This is a genomic window from Carboxydocella sp. ULO1, from assembly GCF_002049255.1.
GTDB lineage: Bacteria > Bacillota.
Genome location: NZ_BDLQ01000002.1, coordinates 12,405 through 27,460 on the forward strand (window position 1 = coordinate 12,405; position 15,056 = coordinate 27,460).

15 protein-coding genes are annotated in these 15,056 nt (G+C 52.9%); all 15 read left to right on the top strand.

The features are described from left to right. The first annotated feature begins 49 nt into the window (after positions 1 to 49). The 15 genes from ULO1_RS00195 (at position 50) to panB (ending at position 15,049) form a co-directional block, all read left to right on the top strand. Complete coding sequence (locus tag ULO1_RS00195) at positions 50 to 970, top strand: Ppx/GppA family phosphatase (protein ID WP_159071760.1); 921 nt, start codon at positions 50 to 52, stop codon at positions 968 to 970. A 105-nt stretch (positions 971 to 1,075) separates the two neighbouring features. Next, positions 1,076 to 3,247 carry a SpoIIE family protein phosphatase gene (locus ULO1_RS00200; protein WP_079906155.1) on the top strand — a complete coding sequence of 724 codons (2,172 nt, stop codon included), beginning with the start codon at positions 1,076 to 1,078 and terminating at the stop codon, positions 3,245 to 3,247. 85 nt (positions 3,248 to 3,332) lie between these two features. Then, positions 3,333 to 4,085, top strand: a complete 753-nt coding sequence (locus ULO1_RS00205) for a threonine/serine exporter family protein (protein ID WP_159071761.1) — start codon at positions 3,333 to 3,335, stop codon at positions 4,083 to 4,085. A gap of 17 nt (positions 4,086 to 4,102) precedes the next feature. Then, a complete protein-coding gene (locus ULO1_RS00210) occupies positions 4,103 to 4,534 on the top strand; it encodes a threonine/serine exporter family protein (protein ID WP_159073782.1) in 432 nt (143 codons plus the stop codon). Continuing rightward, a complete protein-coding gene (gene tilS, locus ULO1_RS00215) occupies positions 4,524 to 5,912 on the top strand; it encodes a tRNA lysidine(34) synthetase TilS (RefSeq protein WP_159073783.1) in 1,389 nt (462 codons plus the stop codon). Before ULO1_RS00210 ends, tilS begins: the two co-directional genes overlap by 11 nt. A gap of 32 nt (positions 5,913 to 5,944) precedes the next feature. Next, entirely contained in the window at positions 5,945 to 7,756 is a 1,812-nt protein-coding gene (gene ftsH / locus ULO1_RS00220; protein WP_079906158.1) for an ATP-dependent zinc metalloprotease FtsH, read from the top strand. Positions 7,757 to 7,786: 30 nt separating this feature from the next. Next, entirely contained in the window at positions 7,787 to 8,236 is a 450-nt protein-coding gene (ndk, locus tag ULO1_RS00225; protein WP_079932626.1) for a nucleoside-diphosphate kinase, read from the top strand. A 78-nt stretch (positions 8,237 to 8,314) separates the two neighbouring features. Further along, positions 8,315 to 8,716, top strand: coding sequence for a thioesterase family protein (locus ULO1_RS00230; RefSeq protein WP_078666180.1), 402 nt, complete (start codon positions 8,315 to 8,317; stop codon positions 8,714 to 8,716). Between the two features lie 135 nt (positions 8,717 to 8,851). After that, positions 8,852 to 10,522, top strand: a complete 1,671-nt coding sequence (locus ULO1_RS00235) for a formate--tetrahydrofolate ligase (RefSeq protein ID WP_079906159.1) — start codon at positions 8,852 to 8,854, stop codon at positions 10,520 to 10,522. Between the two features lie 81 nt (positions 10,523 to 10,603). Beyond that, complete coding sequence (locus ULO1_RS00240; RefSeq protein WP_079906160.1) at positions 10,604 to 11,092, top strand: HD domain-containing protein; 489 nt, start codon at positions 10,604 to 10,606, stop codon at positions 11,090 to 11,092. 12 nt (positions 11,093 to 11,104) lie between these two features. Continuing rightward, positions 11,105 to 12,301, top strand: a complete 1,197-nt coding sequence (gene folP / locus ULO1_RS00245) for a dihydropteroate synthase (RefSeq protein ID WP_242947886.1) — start codon at positions 11,105 to 11,107, stop codon at positions 12,299 to 12,301. After that, positions 12,301 to 12,660, top strand: a complete 360-nt coding sequence (gene folB / locus ULO1_RS00250) for a dihydroneopterin aldolase (protein ID WP_079906161.1) — start codon at positions 12,301 to 12,303, stop codon at positions 12,658 to 12,660. Before folP ends, folB begins: the two co-directional genes overlap by 1 nt. Then, entirely contained in the window at positions 12,660 to 13,148 is a 489-nt protein-coding gene (gene folK / locus ULO1_RS00255; RefSeq protein WP_079906162.1) for a 2-amino-4-hydroxy-6-hydroxymethyldihydropteridine diphosphokinase, read from the top strand. The genes folB and folK overlap by 1 nt, the downstream gene beginning before the upstream one ends. Positions 13,149 to 13,344: 196 nt before the next feature. Continuing rightward, positions 13,345 to 14,241 carry a Rossmann-like and DUF2520 domain-containing protein gene (locus ULO1_RS00260; protein ID WP_159446516.1) on the top strand — a complete coding sequence of 299 codons (897 nt, stop codon included), beginning with the start codon at positions 13,345 to 13,347 and terminating at the stop codon, positions 14,239 to 14,241. Next, a complete protein-coding gene (gene panB / locus ULO1_RS00265; protein ID WP_079906164.1) occupies positions 14,219 to 15,049 on the top strand; it encodes a 3-methyl-2-oxobutanoate hydroxymethyltransferase in 831 nt (276 codons plus the stop codon). The genes ULO1_RS00260 and panB overlap by 23 nt, the downstream gene beginning before the upstream one ends. Positions 15,050 to 15,056 lie beyond the last annotated feature (7 nt).

The following is a 15,056-nucleotide window of genomic DNA, read 5'->3' on the forward strand; positions in this document are numbered from 1 at the left end:
CAGAGCCAGGCACAGCCTGGCTTTATTTTATGGGGAAAGGATGAGGCTAATGTTGATCGCCGGTCTGGATATTGGCAGTAATTCCTGCCGTTATACTCTGGTGCACTGGCAAAAAAACCAGGGCTTAAGGGTAGTTGAACAGGACCTGGCTACGACCCGGCTGGGCAAAGGGATGGCCGGAGGTATTTTGTTGCCGGAAGCCATCGAGCGTACTGTGGAGGCTATTACTGGTTTTGTTGAACGCGCCCGGCAGAAAGGGGCGGAAAAAATATTAGGGGTGGCGACAGCCGCAGTTCGGGAAGCTGCTAATGGACAGGAGCTGCTAGATCGTCTGGTGCCATTGTCTGCAGAGATTACCTGCATTGATGGGCAACGGGAGGGCTGGTATAGCTGGCTGGGAGCAGTTCAGGGCCTGGGGCTGGAAAAGGGAGATGGAGTAATGGTCATAGACAGCGGTGGTGGCAGTACTGAGTTCAGCTGGCTGGAGGCAGGACAGCTAAAGGCTATTTCACTGAAAATAGGAGCGGTCAGAGCTACGGAAGAAAAATGGTCTCTGGCCGAGATCGATGATTTTCTTGCTAAAGGGATAGCCTCCATTCCTGTTAAACCGGAGAAAGTGATTCTGGTAGGAGGAACTGCGACTACCCTGGGCGCAATGGAGCTGCAGTTGGAGAAATATCAGCCCAGTCTGGTACACGGGCTTAAGCTGTCAGCCCAACAGGTAGCAGCCTGGGCCCGGCGGCTGCGAGAGCTGAATCTGGAGGAAAGAAAACAATTGCCTGGTTTACAGCCTGCCCGGGCGGATATCATCCCTGCCGGTGCTTCCATCCTGGCTGCTGCTACCCACCAGCTGGGCACTGAGCAGGTTTGGTTAAGTGAGACCGATTTACTTTACGGCCAAATCTATATATATATTCAGGAACAGCTGAAATATGACGAAAAAGGCCCGGTTAAATGGGACTTTTCCTAATTTGTCGAAGAAAAAATTTGGACAACCTACCAATACTGACAAGTTTTTCCCGCTCCCCTGATTAAAATATAGATAGGTAGAGTACAGGCTAAGGGGGAGTGGAGCTTGCTGGAATCCCAGTTCGAAATTTATCCCTATCGGCAGACAGAAGATGGACAAGCAGCCATAGCCCGGAAGGAGCGCTGGCGCTGGCCTGATCTGAGCGGGCTGTTAAAAGTAAAAAGAGTTAGGCCTGATTTTAAAGACCTGATCTGGCTGGGTATAGCTGCAATTTTAGCCAACAGCATGATCCTGGAAGATGTTTCACCTTTTTATCCCGCTTTGTTAGGGGGAATCGCCTGGTTTAATGCCCGGCGCCAATGGGCCACCAGCCTGGGAGTAGCTTTGACCCTGGCAATAAAAGGGGATTACTGGCAGCTGGCAGTAGCCTCAATGCTGGCCCTGGGTTTTGCTACCATTATCGGGCGTATTCCGGAACAGACCCGGCGTCGCTGGTTTTTACCGATACTGGTGGGAAGCCTTGATTTGACCTTAAGAGCCGGGATGGCCCTTTTGCGACAGGCCCCCTTATATGCCTTTGTTGCCAGCACAGTAGAGGCGGTGCTGGCGGCGGTACTGGCCTACTTTATGCTGGTCTGGTTACCTCCCTTGCTGGAAAAAAGGGAAAAAGCGGTTGAAGCTGTCGGCGGCCTGGGGATACTGGGAACAGGCATTCTTATTGGCTTGAATGGTATAGAAATCAACGGCTTAAGTCTGGTGGGGATTCTCAGCCGTCTGCTGATTCTACTGGCTGCCACCATAGGCGGTATCGGTGGTGGGACGGTAATTGGCACTATTATCGGGCTGATACCTGCTTTGACGGCCCGGGGCTATTCTCCCGTGATAGTCGGGGTTTATGCCTTTGGAGGCTTGCTGGCGGGAATTTTTGAACGTTTTGGCCGCTGGGGTCCGGCCCTGGGCTTGATGTTAAGCAATATATTTCTCTCCTTATATACACCCGACCCCAGGGGGCTGTTGATTATCATGGGGGAAACCCTGATTGCAGTTTTACTATTCTTGCTGTTACCTGCCCGTTTACTGGAAGAATGGCAACGGCGGGCGGGTAGAGTGAGACGGCAACAGGAGCGACAGTTGAAAGAAGAGGCAGAAAAACTGAAGGCCATGACGGCCCAGCGTATTCTGGAATTCGCCAGTGTTTTTCAGGGTCTGTCCAATACTTTTGAACAATTGATTAATTCAACAGGTCGGGAAGGGGAAGAGGATGCTCTGCCTCCGCTGGTTAAAGAGGCCTGTGGTCGCTGCAGCAGACTGGTAACCTGCTGGCAGAGAGAAGAGCGGGCGACCAGACAGGGAATACGGCTATTGTTGAATCTGGCTGAAGCCCAGGGAGGGGTTGATAGTACCCAGGTGAGCCGGGCGCTGAAATATTGTTTTCGCATGCGGGAAATGGCGGCAGCTATTAACTGCCTGGCCAGTGCCCATCGTTTACATAAGTTCTGGGAACATAAGATTCAGGAAAGTCAGGAATTAGTTAAGGAACAGCTGCGGGGTGTTTCCAATTTAATGGAATCTTTCGCCTATGAGCTGGCAGTAACGGGCGAAACGGCAGAAGTACTGGACTGGCCCTACCAGGTGGAATATGGTATTGCCAAAGTAGCCAAGGATGGTTGTATTATTTCCGGAGACAGTACGGCGGTTCAAAATCTGAACAATGGCAAGTTTTTACTGGCCCTCAGTGATGGCATGGGAACGGGTACAAGGGCCGCAGTACAAAGCCAGGCGGCCCTCAGTTTGTTGACTCAGCTGCTGGAGATGGGATATGATCCGGAGATAGCAGTGAAGACTGTGAACTCAGCCATGATTATGCGTTCCAAAGATGAAGAAGAATTCGCTACCCTGGATTTGGCTTTAATTGACCTGCAGGATGGTTCGGCTCACTTTGTCAAGATCGGTGCTGTCTTTTCCCTGATCAAACGGGAGCATCGGATTGGACTGGTTAAATCAGGTTCTTTGCCCATAGGTATTCTGCAACAGATGGAACCGGACCAGATTAATGTCCAGCTGGAACCCGGTGATATAGTGGTGATGTTCAGTGATGGGGTAATTCATGGTACCGGTGCCTGCCCGGAAGAATGGCTGGCCCAGGTCTTGCATCAATGCCGGACAGAGGATCCAGAAAATCTGGCCCATTATATTCTCAACAGTGCCCGTATCCAGGCCAATAACCGAATTGCTGATGATATGACGGTAATAGTATTCCGACTGATCAAAAAGTAAATTTTTCCCCCTCTACGGGGGTTTTTCTTTTCTATTTGGATAATGGTATAATAATGCTATCAGTGTTTGAGGTGGGCAGATGGGCATGGCATCAACCAAGGAAATTGTTGTGATTCTGCTGTGGACCGGCAGGTTGTTGCTGGAAAATGGAGCGGAAATTACCCGGGTAGAAGATACCCTGGAGAGAATGGGCCTGGCTCTGGGGCTGAAAAAGGTAGAGGTTTTTGCCACTCCTACCGGTTTTGTGGTTTCCGGCCAGAATGAGCTGGGGAAGGTCGCTACTATGACGGAACGCATACGGGCCCGGGAGCTGGCTTTACATCGGGTCTTGCTGGTGAATCAGATTTCCCGGCAGGTAGTGGAAGGAGAGCTGCAATTTCCCGAACTGGTGCAGCGCCTGGCAGAGGTGGAAAACGCACCACCAGATTACCCTGCCTGGGTAATGACAGGGGCAGGAACCCTGGCTACCGGTTTTTTTGCCCTGATGTTTGGTGGGGATTGGCGAGCGGCTCTGGTGGCCTGTCTGGGTGGACTGACAGTGATGCTCTGGCGTCAGTTGGTGGCACCGCTAGGGCCAGGCAGAGTGATCACTACATTCCTGGCCGCAGTGATTGGAGCCATAACGGCAGTGCTGGTAGGCCGGCTTTGGCCAACGGTGGCAACAGACAAGGCCATTATCGGGACCATTATGTTGCTGGTACCAGGGGTTGCGGTAACCAGCGCTATAATAGATGTAATCAATGAGGACCTTTTATCCGGGGTAGCCAGGGGAGCAGAAGCCATTTTGATTGCCACTGCCGTGGCTGCTGGAGTCTCCCTGGTACTGGCATTAGGATGATGGAGGCAGACAGAAAAATGTTAAAAGTATTATGGGCTGCAATTGCTTCTGCTTTGTTTGGCATCTTATTTGCTGTGCCTCGACGCTGGTTATTTACAGCAGCAGCAGGTGGAGGGCTGGGCTGGGCCAGTTATACCTGGCTAACTACTATCCACCTGAATGGGATCGTGGCCATGTTTTTGGCAGCAGTCATGGTTGCCCTCTTCAGTCAAACGGCGGCCCGGCTGGGAAAGGTGCCAGTACCCATTTTCCTGGTACCAGGCGTGGTGCCCCTGGTGCCAGGGGCGTCCGCTTATGAAGCTATGTTCAATCTGGTCCATGGCCAAACAGCGGCGGGGCTGGCTAAAACGGTGGAGACCCTCTTACTGGGACTGGCCATTGCCGGAGGGCTGGCACTGGGGGCCGCTTTGTTCCGGGCCAGAACGGGAGGAAAGGCCAATGTGGCATAAGATTGAACATTATATTGTCCAGCAACAGCTTCTGCAGTATGGGGAGCGGGTGTTGCTGGCGCTTTCCGGCGGACCGGATTCGGTGGCCCTGGCTCATTGCCTGTTGCAATTAGCGGATAAATACCGGTGGCAGCTGGGGGCTGTACATGTCAACCATCGTATGCGGCCCGGAGAAGCAGAGCGGGATGAGGAGTTTGTGCGCCGCTTGTGCCAGGAATGGAATATTCCCCTTTATGTGGAAAAACTGGAGCAACCTCCGGGATCGGAAGAAGCGGCCCGCGCTGCTCGCTACCGGGTATTTGAACAGCTGCTGAACCAGGGGGGATGGGATAAAATCGCCCTGGGGCATCATCAGGATGACCAGGCGGAAACCCTGTTCTGGCATTTGCTTAGAGGCAGTGGTCTGGACGGGCTGGCGGGTATGGCGGCCCGGCGCGGAAAATTTATCCGGCCGCTGCTGGCAGTAAACCGGGCTGAAATACTTGCTTATTTAAAGAAAAATGATTTACAATGGTGTGTGGATTCCAGTAACCTGTTGCCCATTTATACCCGTAATCGCATTCGGCAGGTGATTTTTCCTTTTCTGGAGCGGGAAATTCAACCGGCTTTAAGAAAACACCTGGCCCGTACCGCCGAGTTATTGCGGGACGAACTGGAGTTGCTGGAAAAGGTAACAGACCAGTACTGGCAGGAGACGGTCCTCTACCAGAATGAAATGGAAATAGTTCTGGACTTAAAATCCCTGCAAACCCTGCCGGCGGCTTTGCAACGCAGGTTAATCCGCCGGGCCTGGCGGGAATTTACCGCTGCTGAACATCCCCTTTCCTGGGCCAAAACTGAAGGAGTGAGGCGTTTGCTGGAGAAGGACGGCAGTGCCAGCTGGCGCTTAAAGGCAGATCTGGAGGCGGTAAAAGATTATACTAAACTGGTGTTGCGACGACGGTCAGTGCCGGTTAAGGAAGAAACTGTTTCTGAAGAGTGGTACCTGTCCTTACCTGGACAGATTCAGTTGCCGGATGGAACGGTAATTCAGGCGCAGGTTGTTCAGCAACCTGGAGAGCTGGGGCCAGCAGGCAGGGAACTGATTTATCTCTGGGTACCACCAGAAGGAGAATTGCTGGTGCGCTACCGGCGCCCGGGGGATCGTTTTCGGCCAGCGGGGGCACCGGGCAGCAAAAAGCTGAAGGAATGGATGATCGATAAAAAAATTCCCCGTTCAGAGCGGGAACGAATTCCTTTAGTCCTGCTGGGAGAGGATATTGTTTGGGTAGTAGGCTGGCAAGCAGGCCACAATCCTTGCCGGAAAAGCCCGGGAGGAAGATGGGTGGCTTTGTTGCAAAGGCCCGGGTCCTGTGGTACAATATGTAAATATGAGTGACTTTAACACACACCGCGGGAGGAGTGACTTGGTTGAACAAATTATTTAAAGGTTTCAGCATTTATCTCCTGATCGGCCTGTTGGTGTTTGCCATTTTAGAGCTGTCTGGCCGCCCGTCTGAAACAGTGAACAGGCCATCCTATGATGAATTTGTCAAAATGGTACAGGCTGGGAAAATCAGGGAAGTAACCATTACAACTGAAAACTTAACCAACTCCATTGAAGGTGTGGATAGCAGCGGCAAAAAATTTGCTCTCTACGGCCCGATTCAGGATGAACGGCTGATTGACCGGCTGATGGATGCCAATGTCAAGATAGTGCATAATCCTCCGCCCAAAAACAGTGTCTGGCTATCGGTGCTGACCTCCTTACTGCCAGTATTATTGCTGGTAGGGGTGATGTTCTTCTTTATGCAACAGGCCCAGGGGGGTGGCAACCGGGTCATGTCCTTTGGCAAAAGCCGGGCTCGCCTGGCTTCCGAGGACCGGCGCCGGGTGACCTTTGCCGATGTAGCGGGAGCTGATGAGGCTAAAGAGGAATTGCAGGAAGTAGTGGAATTTCTCAAATACCCCAAGAAATTCCATGAACTGGGAGCGCGGATCCCCAAAGGGGTTTTGCTCTTTGGACCTCCCGGTACCGGTAAGACACTGCTGGCCAGGGCGGTAGCCGGGGAAGCCGGGGTTCCTTTCTACAGTATCAGCGGTTCCGACTTTGTAGAGATGTTTGTCGGGGTAGGGGCCTCCCGGGTAAGGGACCTGTTCGAGCAGGCCAAAAAAAGTGCGCCCTGTATCGTTTTTATCGATGAAATCGATGCCGTTGGTCGCCAGCGGGGAGCTGGTCTGGGTGGTGGCCATGATGAGCGGGAACAAACTCTGAACCAGCTGCTGGTGGAAATGGACGGCTTTACTATGACGGAAAGTGTGATTGTCATTGCGGCTACCAACCGTCCCGATATTCTGGACCCGGCGCTATTGCGCCCGGGCCGATTTGACCGGCAGATTGTGGTAGACCGTCCTGATCTGGTAGGGAGAAAGGAAATCCTCAAGGTGCATATTCGCAACAAGCCGATTGCTCCCTCCGTTGACCTGGATGTGCTGGCCCGGCGAACTCCTGGTTTTACCGGGGCAGACCTGGCCAATATGGTCAATGAAGCGGCCTTGCTGGCAGCCCGGGCCAACAAGAAGCAAATCGAAATGACAGAGCTGGAAAATGCCATTGAAAGGGTTATTGCCGGTCCGGAAAAGAAATCGAAAGTGATTTCTGAACAGGAGAAGAAACTGGTTTCCTACCATGAAGCGGGACACGCAGTTGTGGGTTACCTCCTGCCCAATACTGATCCGGTGCACAAGGTTTCCATTATTCCACGGGGAAGAGCAGGCGGATATACCTTGCTGCTACCCAAGGAAGACCGTTATTATGCTACCAAGAGCCAGCTGCTGGATCAGGTGACCATGTTGCTGGCCGGCCGGGTGGCAGAGGCCCTGATGCTTAATGAAATCAGCACCGGGGCGCAAAATGACCTGGAGCGGGCTACCAATACCGTGCGGCGCATGATTACTGAGTATGGTATGAGCGAAAACCTGGGTCCCCTGACCTTTGGCAACCGCAGTGACCAGGTTTTCCTGGGCCGGGATATCGCTCGCGACCGCAATTACAGTGAAGAAGTAGCCAAGGCCATCGATGCTGAAGTGCGACGGATGATTGAGGAGTGTTATCAGCGGGCGGAAAGTCTTTTGCTGGAACACAAGGATAAACTGGAACTGGTAGCCAATACCCTGATGGAAAAAGAAACCATTGAGGCTGATGAGTTTACCGCTTTGATGCAAAAGGCGGAAAATGAATAAATAATATGGTTGGGAGGAGTAGAAAAGCTTATGGAAAGAACATTTGTCATGATTAAACCCGATGGCGTTCAGCGCAATCTGGTAGGGGAAATTCTGGCCCGGTATGAGAAAAAGGGTTACAAACTGCTGGCTATGAAGCTAATGCGGGTTACTGAAGAACTGGCCCATCAGCATTATGCCGAGCATGTGGGCAAGCCCTTTTTCCCCGGGCTGGTGGAATACATTACTTCCGGCCCGGTAGTAGCCCTGGTCCTGGGGGGTAAAGGAGTTGTGGTCGGGGTAAGAGCCATGAATGGTGCTACCAATCCCGCCAATGCTGCTCCTGGTACTATCCGGGGTGACTATGGCATAGAAGTGGGCCGCAATGTGGTTCATGCCTCTGATTCGGTAGAATCGGCCGAAAGAGAAATCGCTATTTACTTCAAGGAAGAAGAAATTCTTGCCTACGAAAAGAATGTAGATGCCTGGCTTTACGAATAAAGAGGTCTTTTTGTGCCCTGCTGGCGAATACGCTGGCAGGGTATAATTTATATTTATTAGGTAATGGAGGGGATAGTTATGGAAAAATTACAGGTGGGGTTGACTGGCACGGCGACCACGGAAGTCAGTGAGGCCAACACGGCTATCGCCTATGGCAGTGGCGGGGTGAAAGTTTTTGCCACACCGGCCATGATCGGGTTGATGGAAAAAGCGGCTTTGAGTGCTGTGGATCCCTTGCTGCCAGAAGGGATGGCAACGGTAGGTACCAAAGTGGAGGTTACTCATCTGGCGGCAACGCCGATAGGGATGCAGGTGCGGGCCCAGGCTGAGTTGCTGGAAGTTGAGGGCAAGCGCCTGTTATTCCGGGTGGAAGCCTATGATGAGGCAGGACTCATTGGAGAAGGCAAGCACGAGCGCTATATTATTGATATCGCCCGGTTCATTAGCCGGTCTGAGGCTAAAAAAGACCAGAAGAAGTGAAATATAGAATTTTGCAAAAATTCCGCCAACGCCGGCAGGAAATTGGCTGGCGATGGAGAATAATAATTCTACACCAGTATGTGCAGAAGGGGAGAGGACCCCTGCAAATAAAAGAGGATGAGGGAGGATGAGATTGTGAAATCCGATATCGAAATCGCGCTGGCGGCGGAGAAAAAACCTATTACCGAAGTAGCCGCCAAAGTGGGTTTAAGCCCTGATGATCTGGAGCTGTATGGCAAGTATAAGGCTAAGATTTCCGCTGACGTCTGGAAGCGGGTTGCCGACCGGCCCAATGGTAAACTGATTTTGGTCACCGCTATCAACCCCACCCCGGCTGGTGAAGGCAAATCCACCACCACCGTTGGTCTGGGGGATGCTCTGGCCCGCTTGAACAAAAAAGTTATGATCGCTCTCCGGGAACCTTCCCTGGGGCCCTGCTTCGGGATCAAAGGGGGGGCAGCCGGTGGTGGTTATGCCCAGATCGTGCCCATGGAAGACATTAACCTGCATTTCACCGGAGACTTCCATGCTATTACCACTGCCCATAACCTGCTGGCAGCCATGATCGATAACCATCTGCACCAGGGAAATGAACTGGGAATAGATCCGCGGCAGGTGCTGTTCCGTCGTGTCGTTGACCTGAACGACCGGGCCCTGCGGAAAATCGTGATCGGTCTGGGTGGCAAGGCTCAGGGTGTACCCCGGGAAAGCGGGTTTGACATCACTGTTGCTTCCGAAATCATGGCCATCCTCTGTCTGGCCAATGACATCAATGACCTGAAGAAGCGTCTGGGCAATATCCTGGTTGCTTACACCTATGATGGCAAGCCGGTCTATGCCCGGGATCTGAAGGCTGAAGGCTCCATGACTGTTCTGCTCAAGGATGCCATTAAGCCCAACCTGGTCCAGACTTTGGAGCATACACCTGCTTTTGTCCATGGCGGTCCTTTTGCTAATATCGCCCACGGCTGTAACAGTATCCAGGCTACCAAACTGGCTTTGAAACTGGCTGATTATGTGGTAACTGAAGCTGGTTTCGGTGCTGACCTGGGGGCTGAGAAGTTCCTCAACCTGAAGTGCCGTTTTGGCGGTCTGCAGCCGGATGCAGTAGTAATCGTGGCTACTGTACGGGCGCTGAAGTACAATGGCGGTGTAGCCCGGGCTGACCTGAACCAGGAAAACCTGGAAGCTCTGCGCAAGGGTTTTGCCAACCTGGAAAAGCATATTGAGAACGTCGGCAAGTTTGGCTTGCCCGCCGTTGTAGCTATCAACCGCTTCCCCACTGATACCGAAGCAGAGCTGGCTCTGGTACGGCAGCTCTGTGAAGAAGCCGGTGCTGAAGTGGCGCTCTCCGAAGTGTGGGCCAAAGGTGGCGAAGGCGGTATCGAGCTGGCAGAAAAAGTACTCAAGACCCTGGAAACCAGGCCGGCAGACTTCCGCTTCCTCTATGACCTGGAAATGCCCGTCAAGCAAAAAATCGAAACCATCGCTCGGGAAATCTATGGTGCCGATGGGGTCATCTTCACCAAAGAAGCAGAAAAGGCTCTGGAAGGCTTCGAAAAACTGGGCCTGGGCAACTACCCGGTTTGTATGGCCAAGACCCAGTACTCTCTGTCGGATGATCCCACCAAGCTGGGCCGTCCCAGTGGCTTCACCATTACCGTGCGGGAAATCCGGGCTTCTGTAGGCGCCGGCTTCCTGGTAGCTATTACCGGGGATATCATGACCATGCCCGGCCTGCCCAAGCGCCCGGCCGCCGAGTTCATTGATATTGACGAAAACGGTGTAATCACCGGTTTGTTCTAAACTGCAGTTATATAGTATAATGGAGATGGCCCAGGGAGACCTGGGTCCATCTTTTTTAGAGGCGGGCAGGAGGTAGTAATAATGGACTTACTCAACCGTCTAATCAATCATCCCCGGGTGAGGGCAGCATTTACGGAAATAGCCGCCTGGGAAAAGGATAGAATCTATTGCCGACATGGCTGGGAGCATGCCTGGGCTGTTGCCCGGCTGGCTTATATGCTATACTTGGAAGAGAGGGATGAACGGGAGCCTGAGGCCCGGGAAGGGTTTTATGCCGCCGGGCTGTTACATGATCTGGGGCGGGCAGTGGAATATGCTACCGGTGAAGATCATGCCCAGGTTTCGGCCCGGCTGGCCGGGGAGATTCTTGTTGAACTGGGAATGCCCGCTGAATTCATCTATAAGGTTTGTCAGGCTATTGCCGGACACCGCCGGGGAGAGGTAGAGGGTTGGGCCCGCTATCTCTATCTGGCGGACAAGCTCTCCCGTCCCTGCCTGCAGTGCGGGGTTGAGGATTGCTATAAACGGGAAAAAATGCTGGTTTTGCAGCAACTGTATGATTATAGATAGGAGGCAGTGCAAGTGGAAAAAGCCAATCCCAGAGTAGTGCTGATCCGTAATCTGGAACAGGCCAGGCGTGAGCTGGCCCGCATTGGGGCCGATAGCGGTGGTGTTGGTGTGATGGCGGCCAAAAGTGTCTTTTTGCCTGTTAAGCTTACAGGCATCGGGATCAAACAGGCCATCATCTTAAAGCAGGAGATGTTGAGCCGGGGTGGGGAAGCGGCTGTACACCGGGCGGTAGGCAACCTCAGCTGTGAGGAAACCGATGTTTTATTGCTGGGGACCTTACGGCAACACCTGGATTTGTGCAAAAAGCTGCGCTCCCAGCCCTTTGGTCTGGGACGGCTGGCCCAGGAAATAGAAGAGGTAGTGAAGACTGCTGCTACCGGTTACCGTAAGTGGCACTGGCGGTGGCAGGGAAGGGAGCTGGTATTGGGGGAGAGAACCCTGGTCATGGGTATCCTCAACGTTACCCCTGATTCCTTTTCCGATGGTGGTAAATTCAATGAGCTGACCGCTGCTGTCAAACAGGCTAAAGCTATGGTGGCAGCAGGGGCGGATATTATCGATGTAGGGGGTGAATCCACTCGCCCTGGACACACTCCGGTAGATGCCGAGGAAGAAATGGCCCGGGTCTTGCCGGTGATCAAGGCTTTGGTTGAGGAGATCGATGTGCCTATTTCTGTTGATACCTACAAAGCCCGGGTGGCAGAAGCGGCCATTCAGGCGGGAGCCTCTATTATCAATGATGTCTGGGGTTTGAGGGCTGATCGGGATATGGCCCGGGTAGTAGCGGAAACGGGAGTTCCCTACATCATGATGCACAACCAGCAGGGAACGGAATACCGGGATTTGATGGGGGATTTGCTTGCCTTTTTCCGTGAAGGCATTGATTGGCTAACGGCAGCAGGTGCCAATTTGGACTTATTGGCTCTGGATCCGGGCATTGGTTTCGGCAAAACCTATGAACACAACCTGGAAGTGCTGGCGCGACTGGAGGAATTGCGTACGCTCAATTATCCCATCTTATTGGGTACTTCCCGCAAGTCGGTTATCGGCAATACCCTGGGCTTGCCGGTCAATGAGCGGGTCGAAGGAACTGGAGCTACGGTGGCTCTGGGAGTTGCCATGGGCGCAGAGATAGTGCGGGTCCATGATGTGGAAGCAATGGTCCGGGTGGCCAGAATGACTGATGCTATTGTAAGAAGGTGCTGGTAATGGATCGGATTTTAATCAGGGATATAGAGTTCTATGGTTACCACGGCGTCCTGCCGGAGGAGAAAAGGCTGGGTCAGCGGTTTGCTGTAGATCTGGACCTCTACCTGGCTCTGGCTACGGCGGGCCAGGAGGATAATCTGGAGCGGACCGTTAATTATGCTGAAATTGTGGAAAAAGTAGTGACCCTGGGCCAGGCAAAATCATTTAATTTGATTGAGGCCCTGGCAGAGGCGATTGCAGCTGAGATGCTCCGCTATCCTGTAATTGAAAAAGTCCGGGTGCTGGTAAAAAAACCGCAGGCCCCTATTCCCCGGCCTTTTGGTCTGGTGGCAGTAGAAATTGAAAGGAGTCGGGGCTGATGAAAAAAGCCATTATTGCCCTGGGAGGGAACCAGGGCCCGGTGCGGGGAAATTTGCAGCGGGTGCTGATGACTCTGCCGGAATTAGGAATAGAGACTGTGATGGTTGGGGGGCTGTATCTAACTGAACCAGTTGGCTATACCGAACAGGACTGGTTTTATAACAGTGCGGCCCTGGTGCAAACGGAGTTGAGCCCGGAAGAATTGCTGGCCCGATTGTTGCAGCTGGAAACGGAGCTGGGGCGGGTACGGCAATTGCGCTGGGGGCCCCGAACCATTGACCTGGATTTGATCTGGTATGAAGGAGAAGAGCGCCAAACCGACTTTTTGCAGTTGCCCCATCCACGGGCAGCGGAAAGGGCTTTTGTAGTTTTGCCCATTGCCGATTTCTGGCCGGACTTTAGACTGGGAACCTGTACTGTGACGGAACTGGGAAAAGCACTGGTAAAAAGTCAAAAAATTAAAAAAATTACCAACTACCCCTGGTAATTTGCCAGAGATAATGTTACAATAAAATTCAGGACAGTATCTGCTCCGGCAGAGCTGTACCTTTAGTCTGGAAATGCATACAATCAACCGCTTGGAGCCGCTTCGGACCGAGACGGAAGGAGAAAGGCACTTCTGGCTTTTACGCCCTTTCGGCATCTGTCCGAGAGGGTGTTTTTGTCTTTTGGAGGTGGCAGAAATGTTTCTGACCATGGGGATTATTGGAACCGGTAAAGTGGGAACAGCTCTGGCTGTCTTGTTAAAAGAACGGAGCATTCCGGTGGGGGCTGTATGGAATCGCCGGCCCCAAAAGGCCCGGGAGGTAGCCGCTCTTAGCAACTCAATGCCGGTAATGGAAATGGAAGAGGTAGTCGATTATTCAGACTGGATTTGGTTGACAGTCATTGACCGGGCTTTGCCGGAAGTGGTAGAACGACTGGCCCGACACTCTTGCCGGGGGAAGATTTTTGCCCATACCAGTGGTGCGTTAAGCAGCGAGGTTCTAATGCCTTTGCGGGAAGCGGGGGCCAGGGTATTATCCTTCCATCCTTTGCAGACTATTGCAGACTGGCAACAGGCGCAGCAGAACCTGCCCGGGTCACTGGTGGCCCTGGAAGGGGATGAGGAGGCGGTTGAACAGGGGATGGAACTGGCACGGCAACTGGGACTTAACCCCTTTACCATCGTTAAAGAAGCCAAAGCCCTTTATCATGGGGCAGCAGTAGTCGCTTCCAATTATCTGGTTACCCTGGCCTACTGGGCAGGGAAATGGATGGAAGCTGCCGGCATCCCGGCGGCAGCGGCCAACCAGGGGTTGGTGGCACTGATGCAAGGGGCTTTGAATAATATCGGTACTTATGGTCCGATAGCGGCATTAACTGGTCCGATTGTTCGCGGTGATGGTCCGACGGTGTATCAACACTTGAAGGCAGCCAGGGAACAGGGTATACCGGAGATGGAACAGGATTTATACCGGCTGCTGGGTTTGTTGACATTAGAAATTGCCCGGGAGCGAGGATTAGCAGGGGAACAATTGATTGAGTTAAACGGGATTCTGAAAGGAGAGGTTGTATATGGCCCGCATAACCACTACTAAGCTGAAAAAAATGAAAGAGAGTGGCGAAAAAATAACCATGTTGACCTGTTATGACTATTCTACAGCCGTATTGCTGGATGAAGCAGGTGTGGATGTTTTGCTGGTAGGCGATTCCCTGGGTATGGTGATGCTGGGATATGACAGCACTTTGCCGGTTACCATGGCAGAAATGCTGCACCATACGAGAGCGGTGGCCCGGGGGGCCAAACAGGCAATGGTGGTAGGCGATATGCCTTTTATGTCTTACCAGGTTTCCTGTGAGGAGGCAGTGCGCAATGCTGGCCGCTTTTTGCAGGAAGCGGGAGCCCAGGCGGTCAAACTGGAAGGGGGTCGGGAGGTGGTGCCCCAGATCCGGGCGATTGTACAGGCCGGAATTCCCGTGATGGGTCACCTGGGGCTGACTCCCCAGCATGTCCATCGTCTGGGCGGTTATAGTGTACAGGGAAAAGAGGATGCGGCCCGGCAACAATTGCTGGAGGATGCTCGTTTGCTGGTGGAGGCCGGGGTGTTTGCCATTGTACTGGAGTGTGTACCGGTTGACGTGGCTCGTATGGTAACTGAGGCTGTGGATGTACCTACTATCGGTATCGGTGCCGGGCCCTATTGTGATGGGCAAGTGCTGGTAACCCAGGATATGCTGGGGCTGTACCGGGATTTAACTCCCAGGTTTGTACGGCGCTATGCCAGTCTACAGCAGCCAGTAAAAGAGGCGGTACAGGCTTATATACAGGAAGTAAAGGCTGGGGCTTTCCCGGGGCCGGCGGAATCTTTCGGCTGGCCGGAAAAGGAGCCACTAAAAGTTTATTAGAGGTGAC

Excerpts from the sequence above, each read along its gene's own strand:
- ULO1_RS00195 (WP_159071760.1), top strand. The coding sequence starts at position 50 with ATGTTGATCGCCGGTCTGGATATTGGCAGTAATTCCTGCCGTTATACT.
- ULO1_RS00205 (WP_159071761.1), top strand. The coding sequence starts at position 3,333 with ATGGCATCAACCAAGGAAATTGTTGTGATTCTGCTGTGGACCGGCAGG.
- ULO1_RS00210 (WP_159073782.1), top strand. The coding sequence starts at position 4,103 with ATGTTAAAAGTATTATGGGCTGCAATTGCTTCTGCTTTGTTTGGCATC.
- tilS (WP_159073783.1), top strand. The coding sequence starts at position 4,524 with ATGTGGCATAAGATTGAACATTATATTGTCCAGCAACAGCTTCTGCAG.
- ndk (WP_079932626.1), top strand. The coding sequence starts at position 7,787 with ATGGAAAGAACATTTGTCATGATTAAACCCGATGGCGTTCAGCGCAAT.
- ULO1_RS00230 (WP_078666180.1), top strand. The coding sequence starts at position 8,315 with ATGGAAAAATTACAGGTGGGGTTGACTGGCACGGCGACCACGGAAGTC.
- ULO1_RS00240 (WP_079906160.1), top strand. The coding sequence starts at position 10,604 with ATGGACTTACTCAACCGTCTAATCAATCATCCCCGGGTGAGGGCAGCA.
- folB (WP_079906161.1), top strand. The coding sequence starts at position 12,301 with ATGGATCGGATTTTAATCAGGGATATAGAGTTCTATGGTTACCACGGC.
- folK (WP_079906162.1), top strand. The coding sequence starts at position 12,660 with ATGAAAAAAGCCATTATTGCCCTGGGAGGGAACCAGGGCCCGGTGCGG.
- ULO1_RS00260 (WP_159446516.1), top strand. The coding sequence starts at position 13,345 with ATGTTTCTGACCATGGGGATTATTGGAACCGGTAAAGTGGGAACAGCT.
- panB (WP_079906164.1), top strand. The coding sequence starts at position 14,219 with ATGGCCCGCATAACCACTACTAAGCTGAAAAAAATGAAAGAGAGTGGC.